Origin of the sequence: Acidovorax sp. (genome assembly GCF_046294525.1) — a bacterium.
In the GTDB taxonomy this organism is placed as follows: Bacteria; Pseudomonadota; Gammaproteobacteria; order Burkholderiales; family Burkholderiaceae_C; genus Acidovorax.
Map to the genome: position 1 here is coordinate 132,780 of NZ_JBKBKQ010000006.1, position 16,738 is coordinate 149,517.

Annotated in this window: 12 protein-coding genes, 1 tRNA gene and 1 pseudogene; 8 read left to right on the top strand and 6 right to left on the bottom strand. The window is 59.3% G+C overall.

Annotation, left to right across the window (positions count from 1 at the left end):
• Positions 1–81: 81 nt before the first annotated feature.
• A complete protein-coding gene (locus ACK4HJ_RS08745; protein ID WP_409830006.1) occupies positions 82–1,143 on the bottom strand; it encodes an aldo/keto reductase in 1,062 nt (353 codons plus the stop codon).
• Positions 1,144–1,297: 154 nt separating this feature from the next.
• On the opposite strand from ACK4HJ_RS08745, the gene ACK4HJ_RS08750 reads away from it, so the two are divergent.
• The 8 genes and pseudogenes from ACK4HJ_RS08750 to ACK4HJ_RS08785 form a co-directional block, all read left to right on the top strand.
• Complete coding sequence (locus ACK4HJ_RS08750; protein ID WP_409830009.1) at positions 1,298–2,206, top strand: alpha/beta fold hydrolase; 909 nt, start codon at positions 1,298–1,300, stop codon at positions 2,204–2,206.
• Between the two features lie 212 nt (positions 2,207–2,418).
• Positions 2,419–3,523, top strand: a protein-coding gene (gene prfB, locus ACK4HJ_RS08755) for a peptide chain release factor 2 (RefSeq protein WP_409830012.1) whose coding sequence is annotated in 2 segments (ribosomal slippage) — positions 2,419–2,499 and positions 2,501–3,523 — 1,104 coding nt in all. Because the reading frame shifts where the segments join, the coding sequence is not laid out codon by codon here.
• A gap of 9 nt (positions 3,524–3,532) precedes the next feature.
• Entirely contained in the window at positions 3,533–4,210 is a 678-nt protein-coding gene (locus ACK4HJ_RS08760) for an HAD family hydrolase (protein ID WP_409830106.1), read from the top strand.
• Complete coding sequence (gene pepN, locus ACK4HJ_RS08765; RefSeq protein WP_409830016.1) at positions 4,191–6,962, top strand: aminopeptidase N; 2,772 nt, start codon at positions 4,191–4,193, stop codon at positions 6,960–6,962. Before ACK4HJ_RS08760 ends, pepN begins: the two co-directional genes overlap by 20 nt.
• A 23-nt stretch (positions 6,963–6,985) precedes the next feature.
• A complete protein-coding gene (locus tag ACK4HJ_RS08770) occupies positions 6,986–7,993 on the top strand; it encodes a class 1 fructose-bisphosphatase (protein WP_409830018.1) in 1,008 nt (335 codons plus the stop codon).
• A 12-nt stretch (positions 7,994–8,005) separates the two neighbouring features.
• Positions 8,006–8,081, top strand: a tRNA-Thr gene (locus tag ACK4HJ_RS08775).
• Between the two features lie 162 nt (positions 8,082–8,243).
• A complete protein-coding gene (locus tag ACK4HJ_RS08780) occupies positions 8,244–9,368 on the top strand; it encodes a tyrosine-type recombinase/integrase (RefSeq protein ID WP_409830022.1) in 1,125 nt (374 codons plus the stop codon).
• 67 nt (positions 9,369–9,435) lie between these two features.
• Positions 9,436–9,579: pseudogene (locus ACK4HJ_RS08785) on the top strand (XRE family transcriptional regulator); the annotation flags it as partial.
• Positions 9,580–9,792: 213 nt separating this feature from the next.
• On the opposite strand, the gene ACK4HJ_RS08790 reads toward ACK4HJ_RS08785, so the two are convergent.
• From ACK4HJ_RS08790 to ACK4HJ_RS08810, 5 genes are all read right to left on the bottom strand, one after another.
• Positions 9,793–11,715, bottom strand: a complete 1,923-nt coding sequence (locus ACK4HJ_RS08790; protein ID WP_409830024.1) for a UvrD-helicase domain-containing protein — start codon at positions 11,713–11,715, stop codon at positions 9,793–9,795.
• Positions 11,715–13,664, bottom strand: coding sequence for an ATP-dependent nuclease (locus ACK4HJ_RS08795; protein WP_409830027.1), 1,950 nt, complete (start codon positions 13,662–13,664; stop codon positions 11,715–11,717). The genes ACK4HJ_RS08790 and ACK4HJ_RS08795 overlap by 1 nt, the downstream gene beginning before the upstream one ends.
• A 168-nt stretch (positions 13,665–13,832) precedes the next feature.
• The gene (locus ACK4HJ_RS08800; RefSeq protein ID WP_409830028.1) at positions 13,833–14,834 is read right to left on the bottom strand and encodes a site-specific integrase; all 1,002 of its coding nucleotides are present in this window, start codon (positions 14,832–14,834) and stop codon (positions 13,833–13,835) included.
• 313 nt (positions 14,835–15,147) lie between these two features.
• A complete protein-coding gene (locus ACK4HJ_RS08805) occupies positions 15,148–15,651 on the bottom strand; it encodes a hypothetical protein (RefSeq protein ID WP_409830031.1) in 504 nt (167 codons plus the stop codon).
• Between the two features lie 145 nt (positions 15,652–15,796).
• Positions 15,797–16,726 (bottom strand): endonuclease NucS domain-containing protein, encoded by a 930-nt coding sequence (locus ACK4HJ_RS08810; RefSeq protein WP_409830034.1) that lies wholly within the window; start codon positions 16,724–16,726, stop codon positions 15,797–15,799.
• Positions 16,727–16,738: the final 12 nt, after the last annotated feature.

Here is a 16,738-nt window from a genome sequence, read left to right on the forward strand (position 1 = left end):
CACAGACTCACAAGAAAACAAAGGGGCCTGCACGGCCCCTTTTTTGGTCTTGCGGATTCACAGGGCCATGCCCTGCCCGGGTCACAGCGCTGGGTCGCGCAGCTCCCAGCGGATCGCATCGATTTCCTTCAGCACGTCGGGCGACAGCGTGGTGCCCCAGGCGTTCAGGTCTTCGTCCAGCTGCGCCACCGACGTCACGCCGATGATGGTGCTGGCCACCTGCCATTTGGTGTAGCAGAACGCCAGCGCCATCTTCGTGGGCGTGAGGCCATTTGCGCGGGCCAGCGCGTTGTAGCGGCGCGAGGCAGCCAGTGCCTCGGGGCGCCCCCAGCGCTGCTTGCGCACCGACTCATAGATGGCAATGCGCGCGCCTTGAGGGGCGTTGGGGCCAGTGGTGCCGCTTTCGTCGTACTTGCCCGTCAGCAGACCAAAGCCCAAGGGCGAGTACGCCAGCAGCGACACATCCAGGCGGTGGCAGGTTTCGTCCATGCCGTTTTCCCAGGTGCGGTTGATCAGGCAATACGGGTTCTGCACCGTGGCCACGCGCGGCAGGCCGTGCTGTTCGGCCAGGCGCACGAACTCGTGCACGCCATAGGGGGTTTCGTTCGACAGGCCGATGTAGCGCACCTTGCCCGCCTTCACCAGCCCGGCCAGCGCTTCGAGCTGCTCGCGGATGGGGGTGTGCGAGGTTTCCTTGGCAGGGTCGTAGTACAGGTTGCCGAACGCGGGCACATGGCGCTCGGGCCAGTGGATCTGGTAGAGGTCGATCACATCGGTCTGCAGGCGGCGCAGGCTGCCTTCGCACGATGTCACGATGTCGGCCGCCGTCATGCCCTTGCCCTCGCGCACCCATGGCATGCCGCGCGATGGGCCAGCCACTTTGGTCGCCACCACCAGCTTCTGGCGCGCGCCAGGGTTCTTGGCAAACCAGTTGCCGATGATGGTTTCGGTAGCGCCGAAGGTTTCGGCCTTGGCAGGCACGGCATACATCTCTGCAGTGTCGATGAAGTTCACGCCGCGCTCGAGCGACCGGCTCAGGATGGCGTGGGAATCGGCTTCGTTGACCTGCTCGCCGAAGGTCATGGTGCCCAGGCAAATGGGGGTGACAAGCAGGTCACTCTGACCCAAGCGGACGGTGTTCATGCGGTGAAAGCTCCAGATGATCGGGATAAACAAGGCCTGCGGCGGCCGCGGCAGGCGATAGTACAAGCGATCACCAAAACCTGCCGGGCGCCGGACTCCTTGGTGACAGCCGGGCACCGGGGTGGGCGCACCATCGACTTACCATTTGCGGAACATGTACCAAGTTCTCAAACCCTCGCGCAGCAGCACGCTGCCCATGCGCCACCTGAGCTACCACGTCCGCCACTGGGGCCCCGACACCAGCCCGCTGCCCACGCTGGTGCTGCTGCACGGCTGGATGGATGTGGGTGCCTCGTACCAGTTCACGGTGGACGCGCTGCAGCATGAACGCCGCATCATCGCCCCCGACTGGCGCGGCTTTGGCCTGACTACCGGCGCACCGGTGGACCACTATGTGTTTGCCGACTACCTGGCCGACCTGGACCTGCTGCTGGACCACTACGCCCCTGGCGAAGCCATCGACCTGGTGGGCCACAGCATGGGCGGCAACGTGGCCATGATGTATGCGGGCGTGCGGCCCGAGCGCATCCGCCGCCTGGTGAACCTGGAGGGCTTCGGCTTGCCCGCCACGCGGCCCGACCAGGCGCCCAAGCGCTATGCGCAGTGGATCGACGAGATCAAGCAGCTGCACGGCGGCGACATGGCGCTCAAGAGCTATGACAGCCAGGAAGGCGTGGCCCGCAGGCTGATGAAAACCAACCCGCGCCTGTCCGAGGACAAAGCCCAATGGCTGGCGGGGCACTGGGCGCGGCCCAATGCGCAGGGCCAGTGGGACATTCTGGGCGACCCGGCTCACAAGATCACCAGCGCCCAACTCTACCGCCTGGACGAGGCGCTGGAGCTGTACAAGAACATCACCGCGCCCGTGCTCTCTGTGGAGGCCAGCGACGACAGCCTGGGCCAGTGGTGGAAGGGCCGCTATACGCTGGAGGAGTACCACCAGCGCCTGACCCATGTGCGCAACTGCCGCACGGCCGTGGTGCACGACGCTGCGCACATGCTGCACCACGACCAACCCGGGCAGGTGGCACGGCTGATCGAGGCTTTCTTGGAAGAAGGTTGAAGCAGAAAACAGTTAATTTCAGACAAAAATGCGCTCCAGCGCTTGTCACATAAGCGCTGGTAGCTATCATTTTTGATATCTCAATCCTTTGAACGGATTGCGACCGGCGGGGCCCGATTGGCTGGATGACGGTTCGCAGGGCTTTACCAGGGCGGTTTCCAGTCCCATGAGAAAATCGCGGGTTATTCCACAGAACACGCAGGACAAGAATCATGGACGCAGAACGCATCAACCTCATCGGCACCACCCTCGAAGACCTGGCTCAGCGCACCGCTGAGTTACGGAGGTATCTTTGACTTCGATGCCAAATTTGAGCGCCTGCGCACGGTAAACGCATCGCTGGAAGACCCCGCAGTCTGGAACGATCCCAAGAAGGCCCAGGAGCTGGGCAAGGAACAGAAGTCGCTCTCCAGTGTCGTTGTCACGCTCGACAAACTCACGCGCGAGCTGGCCGACAACGCCGAGCTGTATGAGATGAGCAAGGAGGAAGGCGACGAGCCGGGCCTCATGACGATCGAGGCCGAAACAGCCAAGCTCAAGCCCCTGATCGAGGAACTAGAGTTCCGCCGCATGTTCAGCAACGAGGCCGACCCGCTCAACTGCTTTGTGGACATCCAGGCTGGCGCCGGCGGCACTGAGGCCTGCGACTGGGCCAGCATGCTGCTGCGCCAATACCTCAAGTACGCCGAACGCAAGGGCTTCAAGGCCACGGTCGAAGAAGAAACGCCCGGCGACGTGGCCGGCATCAAAAGCGCCACGATCAAGATCGAGGGCGAATACGCCTATGGCCTGCTGCGCACCGAAACCGGTGTGCACCGCCTGGTCCGCAAGAGCCCGTTCGACAGTTCGGGCGGCCGACATACTTCGTTTGCGTCGCTGTTCGTCTACCCCGAGATCGACGACTCCATCGAGATCAACATCAACCCCGCCGATGTGCGCACCGACACCTACCGCGCATCCGGCGCGGGCGGCCAGCACATCAACAAGACCGACTCGGCCGTACGGCTCACGCACATCCCCACCGGCATCGTGGTGCAGTGCCAGGACGGCCGCAGCCAGCACAGCAACCGCGACGTGGCATGGCAGCGCCTGCGCAGCCGCCTGTACGACTTCGAAATGCGCAAGCGCATGGAAGAGCAGCAGAAGCTGGAGGACACCAAGACCGACGTGGGCTGGGGCCACCAGATCCGCAGCTACGTGCTGGACAACAGCCGCATCAAGGACCTGCGCACCAACGTCGAAATCTCGGCCACGCAGAAGGTGCTGGACGGCGACCTGGACGCCTTTATCGAAGCGTCGTTGAAGCAAGGCGTCTAAACGATGCGGATGCGCACCGACGCCATCATCTTCGACATGGACGGCACCATGATCCACTCCATGCCCTGGCACGCCCAGGCGTGGGTCGAGTTTGCACGCCGCCGGGGCATGGACATCGACGTGCCCGACCTCATGGCACGCACCACGGGCAAGAACGGCACTGAGTGCATCGTGGAACTGCTGGGCCGTGCCGTGTCGCAGGACGAGGCCGACGCGCTCACGCACGAAAAAGAAACCATCTACCGCGAGCTATTCGCCCCACGCTTCTCCGAAGTGGCCGGGTTTCGCCAGTTCGCGGCGCAGGTGCGTGCCCGTGGCCTCAAGGTGGCCGTGGGCACCGCGGGCGACATCGGCAACGTGGAATTCGCCCTGGGCCACCTCGGCCTGGAGCCCGCGCCACAGGCCATCGTGCGCGGCGACGAGGGACTGCCCGGCAAGCCCCAGCCCGCGATCTTTCTGGAAGCCGCGCGCCGCATTGCGGCCGACCCGGCGCACTGCATCGTCTTTGAAGATGCGCCCTTTGGCATCGAAGCCGCGCGCCGCGCTGGCATGCGCGCCGTGGCGATCTGCAGCACCCACACGCCCGAGCAACTGGCCGGGCCGCATGTGCTGGCGGCCGTGCGCGACTACACCGAACTCATGAACACCGACTTTCTGGAGAGCATCCATGTTGCAGCAACTGCTTAGCGCAGACGGAAGTGCCGACGGAGCAGGCCAGACCATCGCCGTCCGCCGCGAGGACTACACCGCGCCGGCCTTCTGGATCGACAGCGTCGAACTCACCTTCGACCTGGACCCGAACAAGACCCGCGTGCTCAACCGCATGACCGTGCGCCGCAACCCCGAGGTCGCCGCGCAGCCGCTCAAGCTTGATGGTGATGACTTGAATCTGGCGCGTGTGCTGGTCAACGGCCAGGGCACCTCGTTCAAGATGGAAGGCGCCCGCCTGGTGCTGGAGAACCTGCCGGAGGGCACCGAGCCCTTTGCGCTCGAAATCTTCACCACCTGCTGCCCCGCCAAAAACACCCAGCTCATGGGCCTGTACGTGAGCCAGGGCACGTTCTTCACGCAATGCGAGGCCGAGGGCTTCCGGCGCATCACCTACTTCCTGGACCGCCCGGACGTGATGGCCAGCTACACCGTCACGCTGCGCGCCGACAAGGCGCAGTACCCGGTACTGCTCAGCAACGGCAACCTGGTGGACAGTGGCGACCTGGAAGACGGCCCGGGCGGCGCCCGGCACTTTGCCAAATGGGTGGACCCGCATAAAAAGCCCTGCTACCTTTTCGCCCTGGTGGCAGGCAAGCTGGTGGCGCGCGAACAGCTCATCAAGAGCCGCTCGGGCACGGACCACCTGCTGCAGGTCTACGTGCGCCCCGGCGACCTGGGCAAGACCGAACACGCGATGAACTCGCTGATGTACAGCGTAGCCTGGGACGAAGCCCGCTTTGGCCTGCCGCTGGACCTGGAGCGGTTCATGATCGTTGCCACCAGCGACTTCAACATGGGTGCGATGGAGAACAAGGGCCTGAACATCTTCAACACGAAGTACGTTCTGGCCAGCGAAGCCACCGCCACCGACACCGACTTCGCCAACATCGAAAGCGTGGTCGGCCACGAGTACTTCCACAACTGGACGGGCAACCGCGTTACCTGCCGCGACTGGTTCCAGCTGAGCCTGAAGGAAGGCCTCACGGTCTTCCGCGACCAGGAGTTCAGCATGGACCTGGCGGGCAGCCCGTCGGCCCGCGCCGTCAAGCGCATCGAGGACGTGCGCGTGCTGCGCACCGCGCAGTTCCCCGAGGACGCGGGCCCCATGGCCCACCCCGTGCGCCCCGACAGCTACGTCGAGATCAACAACTTCTACACCGTCACCATCTACGAAAAGGGTGCCGAAGTCGTGCGCATGCAGCACAACCTGGTGGGCCGCGAAGGCTTTGCCAAGGGCATGCAGCTGTATTTCGAACGCCACGACGGCCAGGCCGTGACCTGCGATGACTTCGTGCAGGCCATCGCCGATGCCAACCCGGGCAGCCCGCTCACGCAGCACCTGCCGCAGTTCAAGCGCTGGTACAGCCAGGCTGGCACACCCCGCGTGCGCGCCACGGGCCGCTACGACACCGCCACACGCTGCTATGCGCTCACGCTGTCGCAAAGCTGCGCGTCCACCCCCGGCCAGAGCGAGAAGCTGCCGTTTGTGATCCCGGTGGAGCTGGGCCTGATCGATGCCGCCACCGGCGCCGCCCTGCCCTTGCACATTGCTGGCGATGGCGCGGCAGAAGGCGCAGCGCCCACCACCTCGCGGGTGGTCGTGCTCACCGAGGCATCGCAAACGCTGACTTTCACGAACCTGGATGCCGAGCCGGTACCGTCGCTGCTGCGGGGCTTCAGTGCCCCCGTGGTGTTGGACATAGCCTACACCGACGCACAGCTGCTGACCCTGCTGGCCCACGATGCAGACGCCTTCAACCGCTGGGAAGCCGGCCAACGGCTGGCGCTTCGGATTGCTATCAATGCAATAGCTGATAGCGCTTTGCAGACAAGCGCCAGCGGCCGATTTGATCATCAAATTCTGCCCACCGAGTTCGTGGATGCCATGCGCGCTGTGCTGCGCAGCCCCCAGCTGGACGCGGCCTTCAAGGAACTGGTGCTCACGCTGCCGTCCGAAACCTACATCGCAGAGCAGCAGGACGTGGTGGACCCCCAGCGCATCCACGCGGTGCGCGAAGCCATGCGCGAACAGCTGGCCGTGGCGCTGCAGGCCGATTGGGAATGGGCCTGGGCGCAGAATCAGGACACGGGTGGCTACAGCCCCGACCCCGTCTCCTCCGGTCGCCGCGCACTCAGCGGCCTGGCGCTGCACATGCTGTGCATTGCCGCGCAGAAGACCGGTGATGTGGTCTGGCCCGGCAAGGCCTACCAGCGCTTCAAGGTGGCTGGCAACATGACCGACCGCTTTAACGCCCTCACGGCCCTGGTGGCCAGCGGCAGCGAGCTGGCCGCTCCTGCGCTGTCCCGCTTTCACGTCATGTTCAAGGACGAGCCGCTGGTCATCGACAAGTGGTTTGCGCTGCAGGCCGGCGCGCCCGACCGTGGTGGCAACGTGCTGCCCGCCGTGCGCCAGCTCATGCAGCACCCCGACTTCAGCCTGAAAAACCCGAACCGCGCGCGCAGCGTGATCTTCAGCTACTGCAGCGCCAACCCCGGTGCCTTCCACCGCGCAGATGCCGCCGGCTATGTGTTCTGGAGCGACCGCGTGGTCGAACTCGACGCCATCAATCCGCAGGTGGCAGCCCGCCTGGCGCGCGCGCTCGATCGCTGGAAGAAACTGGCCGAACCCTGGCGCACCTCCGCACGCGAAGCCATCGCCCGCGTCGCCGCCCGCCCCACCCTGTCCAACGACGTGCGCGAGGTGGTCACCCGTGCGCTGGCCGACTGAATTTTCACGAAAGAGATCAACCCATGACGAAGCGCATCAGCCTGACCCGCTACCTCGTTGAACAGCAGCGGGTGGACGGGCTCATCCCCTCGCAACTGCGCCTGCTGCTTGAAGTGGTGGCCCGCGCCTGCAAAAGCATCAGCCACGCCGTGAACAAAGGCGCGCTGGGCGGCGTGCTGGGCACCGCCAGCAGCGAAAACGTGCAGGGCGAAATCCAGAAGAAACTGGACATCATCGCCAATGAGGTGCTGATCGAAGCCAATGAATGGGGCGGCCACTTGGCGGCCATGGCCTCGGAAGAAATGGACGGCATTTACCTCGTGCCCAACCGCTATCCGCAAGGCGAATACCTGCTGCTGTTCGACCCCCTGGACGGTTCCAGCAACATCGACGTGAACGTGAGCATCGGCACCATCTTCAGCGTGCTGAAAAAGCCCGACGACGACCGCGGTGTGGAGGCCGGAGATTTCCTCCAGCCTGGCACCGCACAGGTGGCTGCCGGCTACTGCATCTACGGCCCACAGACCACACTGGTGCTGACCGTCGGCGACGGCGTAGCCATGTTCACGCTGGACCGCGAACAAGGCTCCTTCGTGCTGACGGAAGAGAACGTACGCATCCCGGAAGACACCAAGGAATTCGCCATCAACATGAGCAATATGCGCCACTGGGACGAGCCCGTGAAGCGCTACATCGACGAGTGCTTGCAGGGCAAAGATGGCCCGCGCGGCAAGGACTTCAACATGCGCTGGATCGCCAGCATGGTGGCTGACGTGCACCGCATCCTGACCCGAGGCGGCGTCTTCATGTATCCCTGGGACAAACGCGAACCCAACAAGCCCGGCAAGCTGCGCCTGATGTATGAAGCCAACCCCATGGGCTGGCTGGTGGAACAGGCAGGTGGCGCCGCCACCAACGGCAAGCAACGCATCCTCGACATCCAACCCACCCAGTTGCATGAACGCGTGAGCGTGATCCTCGGCTCAAAAAATGAAGTCGAACGCGTGACCAGCTACCATTCCACGCTATAATCTTGGGCTTACGCCGGTGTAGCTCAGTCGGTAGAGCAGCTCATTCGTAATGAGAAGGTCGGGTGTTCGATTCATCTCTCCGGCACCAATAAAATCAACGACTTACGAGTCGTTATTGTCCAAAGTGCCGTCTCCTGTCACACTCAAGTCACAGTAGACGGCACAATTTGGCAGCACTGAACAACAGTGCTATCTCTCTCCAGCCAGTTTTTGTGCCGTCACATTTCGCTGACCGTACACAAAACACAACATGGCTGCCATCCGTGAACGCAAAGACCAAAACGGCAAAGTGAGCTACCAAGCTCAAGTCCGTATCCAAGGCTATCCGCCGCAGTCGAAAACTTTCTTGCGAAAGACCGACGCCAAGCAATGGGCCATCCAGACGGAAACCGAAATCCGCACTGGCATGACCATCCGGAAAAACTCCGCCAGCAAGCACACCGTGCGCGAGATGCTGGAGCGCTACCGCGACAACGTGCTGACCGACAAGGCCAACGGAGGCAAAGACCACAAGACCCACATCGCCTGGTGGATTAATGAACTTGGCCCCTACGCTCTTTCCGAAGTCACAACCGATCTTGTGACACGGAGCATCGACAAGTTCAAGAAGTCGAAGACACGGCTCGACAAGCACCCTGCCCCGGCGACCGTCCTGCGGTACATGATGGCGCTTTCGCATGCCTTCACCGTGGCACGCAAAGAATGGAACTGGTGCGAGTCCTCCCCGGTTGAGAATGTGCAGCGTCCGAAAGTCAATAACGAGCGCACACGCTATCTGACAGATGCGGAGCGCGAGTCGCTGCTCAATGCGTGCGAGATTTCACCCAACCCCGACCTGTACTTGGTGGTGCTACTGGCAATCTCGACGGGCATGCGCAAGGGCGAAATCATGGGCATGCGCTGGCAAGACATTCATACCGCCCCGGATCAGAGTTTTACCCGTGTGCATCTGACCAAGACAAAGAACGGCAAGGCGCGCTCAGTTTTGCTCACCTCGCCCGCACTGGAGTTGCTCGAAGATCGGCGCACAAAGCTGGTGGAAAGCCAAGAAGGCAAAGCTGCTGCCGGGCTCGTATTCCCGAGCACTGCGAACGTCACTCAACCAGTCGATCTTCGCAAATCGTGGAGCGCTGCACTTAAAGCAGCAGGCATTGAAGAATTCCGCTTCCACGACCTGCGGCACACGACAGCGAGTTACCTCGCTATGAACGGCGCAAGCCTTCTGGCCATCAGCAAGGTGTTGGGCCATAAAACCACCAAGATGACGGAAAGGTACTCGCACTTGGCCACATCCCACATTGACGAAGTGGTTCGGAGCATGAACGCAAAGAAGTTTGGGCCAGCGAGCAAGTCCGCCCCGACCACAGAAAGCTGAGTCTTTCGCCTCATCACTTCATACCGCCTTGAAGAGCGAACTGGCACGGCTGAGGGGGCGGGTTGACATGATGCGTCGCGACTTTAGCAATCTGTCCGAGCGCAAGCTGATGGATTGCATCACCCGGCTGGGCTACGACATTGAAATCAAGGGACGGCTTGCCAAGAGGCTAACTGCTGTCTTTCAGTTCGCTGTGCCGAACGGCAGCTGATGTGCCCAATAGAACCACCGCGCCGAAGGGGTATCTGCTGCAGCGCCCCGGCATGGGTAATAGAGGCAAAACCGCCTGAACCAGGATATGCGACTGGAGACTGCATGCAGCTCTTCGTGAACATGAGTATCTAAGCCTCGGCAACGTCCCCTGTTAAGAAGCCAGAACGTCGCGACACGCAACGCGCCGAGCACCCTAAGTCACGCTCGCGTATCACGACGTCCAGTCCCAAACGTTCCATCCTGCGGCTTCCATGAGTGGGAGAGATGCCTGCGGTACCCGGTCCGCATGGACCGCTATAGCCGTCATTCGAGTCGCTCTCGTCACTGCCACAAAAAGGTTATGAAGCTGCGACTTCCGCCGCGGGTCTGTCACTTCGCTTGCAGCTTCCGTCCCCATGAGATAAGGGATCAATTCACTGAGATCGTAATGTGTCATAAAGCAAGACTCGAGCACCAGGGTGGCTAGGTGAGTTTCCCCTTTGACACTTGCAATTGTCGACAATTGAAGGTCAAAAGATTTGCCGTGCGAATCAATGCGAAGGGTGTTCACCCCACCTTGCTGCGCGGCAAGTCGACCTCTAGTATCGGCTTCAAATTTGGCCTCATCGAGGGCTGACATCTCCGCGCCTGCTTCAATGAGTAGCCCCAGCGCCATCATCAACCTTGCCAGTGAAGCGCTCCAAAGCTCCTCCGTGTCGGTGGCGTACTGGCCTTCTACGATGTCGAGCACTACGCGGTTCGCGGCCAGAAGGGCTTTAGAGTTTTGCTGGAGCGCTCGCCGTAATTGGGGCCAACCAACCAAGTCGCGAAGCTCTGGGCGACCGCAATGTTGTAGCAGCTTTAGAACGACAAGGCGCGCGGTGCTTGTACGCTTCGCTACGGCTCCAGCAAGGCCCTCGACAACGCTTGCCTCGCGGACAAGCCTGCAAAGCGTTGCTCTAGCGCCTGCAGGGCGGTTCGCGTCAATAACAAAGTCTGGGGCATAGTCCCTGATGTGCCTTCCGACAGGCTGTCGGGCATTGCCTTCGCGCTTGACGCCACAGACTGCCTTGATCGGCCTCGAAGCTAGCTCTTCGAGGGTGAAGTTCTCGGCGGCCCAGGTACCGAACCGTTGAACCACGCTATGTATCGTCGCAGTTGAATAGAGAATGAGTGCAGGCTGCGCAACTGCTCCGCCGCCATTACCCTCCATGTTTCCACCCACCAGCTTCAAGCGATTGGCGACATCCGCAATCTCTGGGCCGAAGCGCAGGCTGGACGAGACCTCGAAGAACCCCTGCTTTGGAAACGCGTGGTCATGAGTCCCGGCACCTCGGTTCAAGATCGCTTGATTAATGTCCCCAAAGCGCTGAATGACGGCGTCCCGTACGAACACTTTGCTGAGCACGTCCAGTTGCAGGTCACTGGTGTCCTGCATTTCGTCTATGAAAACCAAGGGAAAGCGGTGGGTAACAGCGTCAGCCAGCGTCGGGACGTATTTCAACGCGCGTTCCGCGAATGCGAACATGTCGTCGTATCGAAACCAGCCATCCTGCGTCAGAGTTTTCTTTACTTCGCGAAGAGCCGTGATCGTTTTTCCATTCTTAGGAAGTTCGGAGTCTGGCCATGTGGCAAGCGCCAAGTCCGCACCGTTGTAGCGTATCCCGCGAATCGTGCTGGATCGCTCCCATTCGTTTTGAAACAACCACCCTCTAATATCATCGTGTTTTTTTGCGAGTCTTAATAATCTGTCGCCGTAGGCATCGTCGTCAATCTCCTTTAGCTCTATACCTCTTTCTCTCAGCCAAGGAATTGCCAGGTATTTGTTGATGAAAGTCTGGATAGTTCCGATGTAATGTGGGTAGGCCAGAAGTGCTTCGCCACCTGGAATGCTCAGGAGCCGCTGTTCAATTTCCTGCTTGGCCACGTTGGTGTGGCTGAGAATACATATTCCACGGTTCGTGTATGGCCATTTGCTTGATAATAAGGCGAGTTTTGCGCCGAGCAATGTCGTCTTTCCGCTACCAGGCACCGCTTGAAAGTCTGCCGACTCCATATAGAGCAAGGCCTGTATTTGGTCATTCCGATTGAACGTCAGTTGTGGAAACCATTTCCCCAAATGCTCTAGGTCTTCGGTATTTAGCTGCACCGGCATCAAAGCGGCTCCAGGTGAGGCATCAAGTGATTGAACGCGTTAGCCAAGTAGGGAGGAAGCTTTCCGAAGAGTTCATCGCCCTTACCACAATGACCATCTCTCAGCAGTTCTGCCGCATATTGCGCTGAGATTGCTTTGGATAGCCCATCTGCGAGCAGCTCGTATGCATCGATGGCTATTTCTTCGTCCGGAACAGCAAAAATATCTTGTTCATCGAGGAACCTCTTTGCCTCCGTCACAGTTTTATCGCGCACGGCGGCTTTTAGTATTCCGTCTGAGTTTTCCGCATCAGCGAGTTGGATTCCGGTGTACATCGCATCCCGACAGCCCGAAGTCAGAAGGTCGTACTCCAGCGTCCATTTGTCGGACACGAACACCTTGGTGTTTCCGCCTGCTGCTCTATCCACGCGCGCTTGGACGTGATTCGCAGCTTCTGCTGGGGTGAAGTCTTCCTCCTTCCGATTGCTGTGTGTCTTCCGTCGCTTTGGCAAGGGAACGCCTGCTTTCTCCTTGTCCAATCGGCCTTGGATGTAGGTCACGCCATTCGGAACAATATCCCTGTCGGTGACACAGGCCACAGGAATCGGCGCGTCTGCACCGGCGAGGCTCTGAAAGATTCGGGCATATCGGAACAGGCCCACTGAACCGACATTCACGACGGAGATGCCGTTGGCCGTGAACGAGCGGCCACAGGCCTCGGCAAGTGCCGGCAGTAGAAGCTCTTCAGCGGGCCCTTCGACAATAAGAACACCTCGTGCGAAGAACAGGTTGGCTTTGGTCACGTCTAGGAATCTGGACAGGTACTTGTAGTCGCTGTCATCAAGCTTTGTTTCGTTCTTGCGCAAGGGAAAAGTTTTGCCTTTGCAGACCAGAACGATGTTCTCGACCGGAGCGCTGGCCGCGATGTTTGGGCTGTGGGTGCTCAGGATAATTTGGATACCGTCGTTGGCGGCTCGTGTAGAGAGCATCTCCAGCACTCGAGCTTGAAGCTGAGGGTGCAAGTGCGCCTCGGGCTCCTCTATAAGAAGAAGAGCGAGTTCCATTCCGGAACCGAGCAAAAGCAACTCCGCAGCCATGAACAGCACATTGTTGTAGCCGAGCCCACGCTCACAGGCCTCCAAGTCGCCTACCGAAGAGGGCGGGCCTAGGGTTAGTTCCATCTTTTCCAGTAGCTGCACAAGAGACGGCTCAGAAGCCATCTGGATGTCAGACTGTAAAGGAGCATCTTCAAAGCTCAGCTTAGTGAGATAGTTCGTGTTGAGGTCATCCCTTACATCCTTGATGACCTTGAGACCGCTGATACGATGCTGCGCTTGTGCCATGACCTCGACGAGCGTGTTGGGGGGCGCATCGGGATTCTTGGGATCAAATTTGTTGACCCCCTGGTCTTTCATTGCCTTCTGGGCTCGGAGCACCTGGGAGAGTCTCGAGCCCTTCTTGGGGCGCAGCTCGGATACAGCATCTCGCAAAGGCTTGAGGTAGGTGGCACGGATTAATTCACGGGCTGCTGCTCCAATTTCTGGCCCGTTGCCGCCGACGCCTGAATGGGTCCGCACTATCGGCTGGAGGTTGCGGCTCTCTGTTACATCGATTCGTCGACGAGCGCGAAGGTGGATGACGAGATACGGCTCTTTATCGCGTTCGAGAGTGAGCCAGTCGAGCAAAGCAGCTTTCTGGTCCTTGGACAGACCACCAAACTCAACCTCGATGGTTAGCTCATCGGCTCGAACGTTATCGGACACGTGAAAGTCCAGGTCTTCAATGCGCAGGTAGTCGTTGCTTGTCGTGGACAGTGCGTATCGCAGGGCGTCCACGATGCTGCTCTTGCCGGCATCGTTCTCACCGACGAGGACATTCAGGCCTTGATTTAGAACTAAGTTGAGGTGTTTGCCCTCCGCCTCTGTTCCGAATGTTCGGAAATTGCAGGCAGTAATTCGACGAACGTACATGGTCCCCCCAAGTCTTTTATATTTCGCAGTGTAGGCTTGCTTTCATGCATTCGACGAAGAACACTCCTACTTGAGCGAAGTGCCGCAGTTCTTTGCCGGTAACTGATGGCCGCATCAGGGCGGCTTTATCTATCGACCATCAAAGAGTCAAGGGTCGCGGTCCAACCCTCATAGCAAACTCGGAATGCTCCTCCTCGCGACAGGGCGAATGTATTTCGCTAGCGTCACGTCCGATTTGTGCCCTGTCTGTTCTCGTATCTGCCATGGTTGCAAACCATTCTCCGCTGCGCTAGTGCAATAGCCAGCCCGCAAGCTATGGCCACTGACCTTCTTAGCGTCTGCTCCCACGCGCTCCACCGATGCCTTCACAACCAGCGCCACTGACTGCGCTGACAGCCCCTGCCGTGCGACACGGTCATGACGACTGACGGCACGAAACACAAAACCCTCAGTAATTTCGGAAACTACCAGCCAACGCGCGAGAGCACGCACCGGGCAACGCTCGCCATTGGCGTGCGGAATAAACACGGTTCGCCCCTGAGCTTCCTGGTCAGTCTTGCTGGACGGCAAGAAAATCTCTACTCCGTTGGCTAGGTAGGTCAGGTGCTCCACTCGCACAGCCACAAGCTCTGACCGACGCATGGCCGATGCAAACCCAACCAGCAACAGCGCACGGTCGCGTGCTGCTTTGATCGGCATTTTCTGCCGGTCAATCATCACCAATGCCGCCAGCAGATCATCTTTGACCAAGGGCTGCACTTGCCGCTGCTTGGTGCCCAGTGTCCGGCGAATGCCCTGCATCACGCGCTTCACGGTCTCGCTTCGGGCCGGAGATTCCAGATTCTTTTCAAGGTGGGCCTTATGGATCGCGGTGAGCCGTCGCTCCATGGTAGCAACCGACAGTTTTTCTGCGCATCGGGCCAGGTACTCGGCCAGAGCCGCTGGACTGGCTGGAATGCCCCCGCCGTTGGCGAAAAAATGTTTCAGATCGGAGGCGTATGCGCGCTTGGTAGCCGCTGACTGGCTGGCCGCTATGAACTGCTCGGCAGTGGCCGAAAAACCGCTCAGAACGCCCTCTGGCGGCGTTTGCAGTGTGCGGTTGGACGTGGTGGTGGTGCGAGCAGACAAAGCTGCGCCAGCGCCCTCCTTCGGAGTGCGAATTTTCTTCATGGTGAGTCCTATGGACGGGTTGGAAAAACAATAAAAAACGGCCCGCGAAAGGGGCCGTTTTGGTGGTTATCTGGCAGTCGATAACTGTGTCTTATCGCTACCTTAGATCAAAGCGAAATTCCGAGAACCATAGCCGCATGGACATGCAATAGATTCACACACCAAAGGCATGGCAAGAGAAAATCAGTCGGGGTCAAGGAAAGAAAAGCAAGACAGCAAATACCAGTAGCCATCGTCCCGCCATTGCAGCGAGATTTACGCAATTTTCTCAGGTCTACGGCCAGCAGGCAAGATCGAAGAAAATCAAAATATATTACCTTCGCTTAGATTTTCGTCTGAAGCCCTGCATACCACCCGTTGGTATGAGCGTCGCACGGATACTCTGGCTAGCCCCCGCCGCAAAGTCATTCGTTTGACGATTCAACAGGGGGCGCAGTGTGTGTATGTACCACTGCTGTTCTTCTCTAAGCCTTGCATTCTCCTCGGCAAGTGTGGCTCCCTTAGCAGCCACTCGTTGCTCAAGCTCACTCATTGCTTTTTTGGCGGCATCCAGTTGCGTCCGTAGTTCGGCATTTTCTACCGCAAGATTTTTATCTGAACGGGCCCGAATAGCCTCAATCTGTTTCAGCGTCAGTCCATACACATAAGTGGGCCTGCTGCTTGGCTTTTCGCGCCAAACCTGAAATGAGTGGAATTTCTTGTCTCCCACTACAGACGCGAAATCAACGCCATCCGAATAACCGTCAGCATCAGACTGTGCAGGTGTGTACGCCTCATGCAGAAGCTTTCCTCTTATCTGTCTTGGTTTTGCGGCCATTCCCAACTCACTTATTTACTCTTGAAGATTCTGCGTCTTCCGGCACTCACCGACTAGGTGCTGTCGTAGAGACCGGTGTGGCGCTTCTAATAAATACTCGAAGTCCTCTGCCTGCGTCATGCGCCAAGACGGGGTTGTTGCTGACTCATCCCTTCAGTAACTTGAAGCTGATCTGGTAACGGAAAAATTGGATGCTAGGAGTCACGGCCAACGCTCGCCGGATGCGCAAATCGTCTTCCAGCGCGATGATGGCACCGCGCACAACCTGATGCGATTCTGCAAGGTCTTCCTTCACAAATCCCATGTACCGCAACACTTGGCCTACCACCACGTCGCTGGCCTTGCCTCTCTTCAGTTCCACAACTAAAAGTTCAGACTTGTCCTTCTTAACCGCCAGCAAATCCATCGGGCCGGTGTCAGTAGGGTATTGCTGCCCAACGGGTTCACCGTCTTCAGCATATATGTCGTAGTCCTTGCCCAGCTCGGTCTGCGCCCAGTTCTTGACTAGAAAATCTTCTAGGTGCTTCTCCATAGCGAAGGCTGCAGCATCTTCTACATCAGGGTCGGACGCGACAAGTACCGGATCGTTGAGTTGAACACCCAGCAGTTTCTCAATCTCAACAGCATGGGGCGTAATCGTGCTGACCGTGCCGATTGAGCCAGTGGAGTTTTTCAACGCGTCGCTCATGTCGTCACGCAGGATGGTCTGAGCTAGCCAGTTAACACTGCGGCGATGCGGTAGGGGTTGACCCGGAACATAGAAATAGTCGCTCGCCACCTCGCCTACGAAGTAAGTGCCCGATCCATTTGGACAAAGCACCATGTCTCCTTTTTGAATACCCTTAGCGACCGTCCATAGTGCGCCACAAGCAAGGCCCGCCCCAATCATCGATTTTTCAGGATGGGCATCCAAGAAAATCGGACGGTACTTTTGGTTAAAGTCTCGCCAGTTGTCGAACAAGTCGGCACTCAGGTCCTGAGCTATCTGGTAATCCGCGCCAATGAATCCCTGTTCACGGCAAAGCGCTGCATAAGCGCTTTTGGCACCAAGCATCACTCGAAAATAGTTCTTCATGTCTTCGGTCTC

Coding starts and splice junctions, on each gene's coding strand:
- ACK4HJ_RS08745 (WP_409830006.1), bottom strand. CDS start 1,143: ATGAACACCGTCCGCTTGGGTCAGAGTGACCTGCTTGTCACCCCCATT.
- ACK4HJ_RS08750 (WP_409830009.1), top strand. CDS start 1,298: ATGTACCAAGTTCTCAAACCCTCGCGCAGCAGCACGCTGCCCATGCGC.
- ACK4HJ_RS08760 (WP_409830106.1), top strand. CDS start 3,533: ATGCGCACCGACGCCATCATCTTCGACATGGACGGCACCATGATCCAC.
- pepN (WP_409830016.1), top strand. CDS start 4,191: ATGTTGCAGCAACTGCTTAGCGCAGACGGAAGTGCCGACGGAGCAGGC.
- ACK4HJ_RS08770 (WP_409830018.1), top strand. CDS start 6,986: ATGACGAAGCGCATCAGCCTGACCCGCTACCTCGTTGAACAGCAGCGG.
- ACK4HJ_RS08780 (WP_409830022.1), top strand. CDS start 8,244: ATGGCTGCCATCCGTGAACGCAAAGACCAAAACGGCAAAGTGAGCTAC.
- ACK4HJ_RS08790 (WP_409830024.1), bottom strand. CDS start 11,715: ATGCCGGTGCAGCTAAATACCGAAGACCTAGAGCATTTGGGGAAATGG.
- ACK4HJ_RS08795 (WP_409830027.1), bottom strand. CDS start 13,664: ATGTACGTTCGTCGAATTACTGCCTGCAATTTCCGAACATTCGGAACA.
- ACK4HJ_RS08800 (WP_409830028.1), bottom strand. CDS start 14,834: ATGAAGAAAATTCGCACTCCGAAGGAGGGCGCTGGCGCAGCTTTGTCT.
- ACK4HJ_RS08805 (WP_409830031.1), bottom strand. CDS start 15,651: ATGGCCGCAAAACCAAGACAGATAAGAGGAAAGCTTCTGCATGAGGCG.
- ACK4HJ_RS08810 (WP_409830034.1), bottom strand. CDS start 16,726: ATGAAGAACTATTTTCGAGTGATGCTTGGTGCCAAAAGCGCTTATGCA.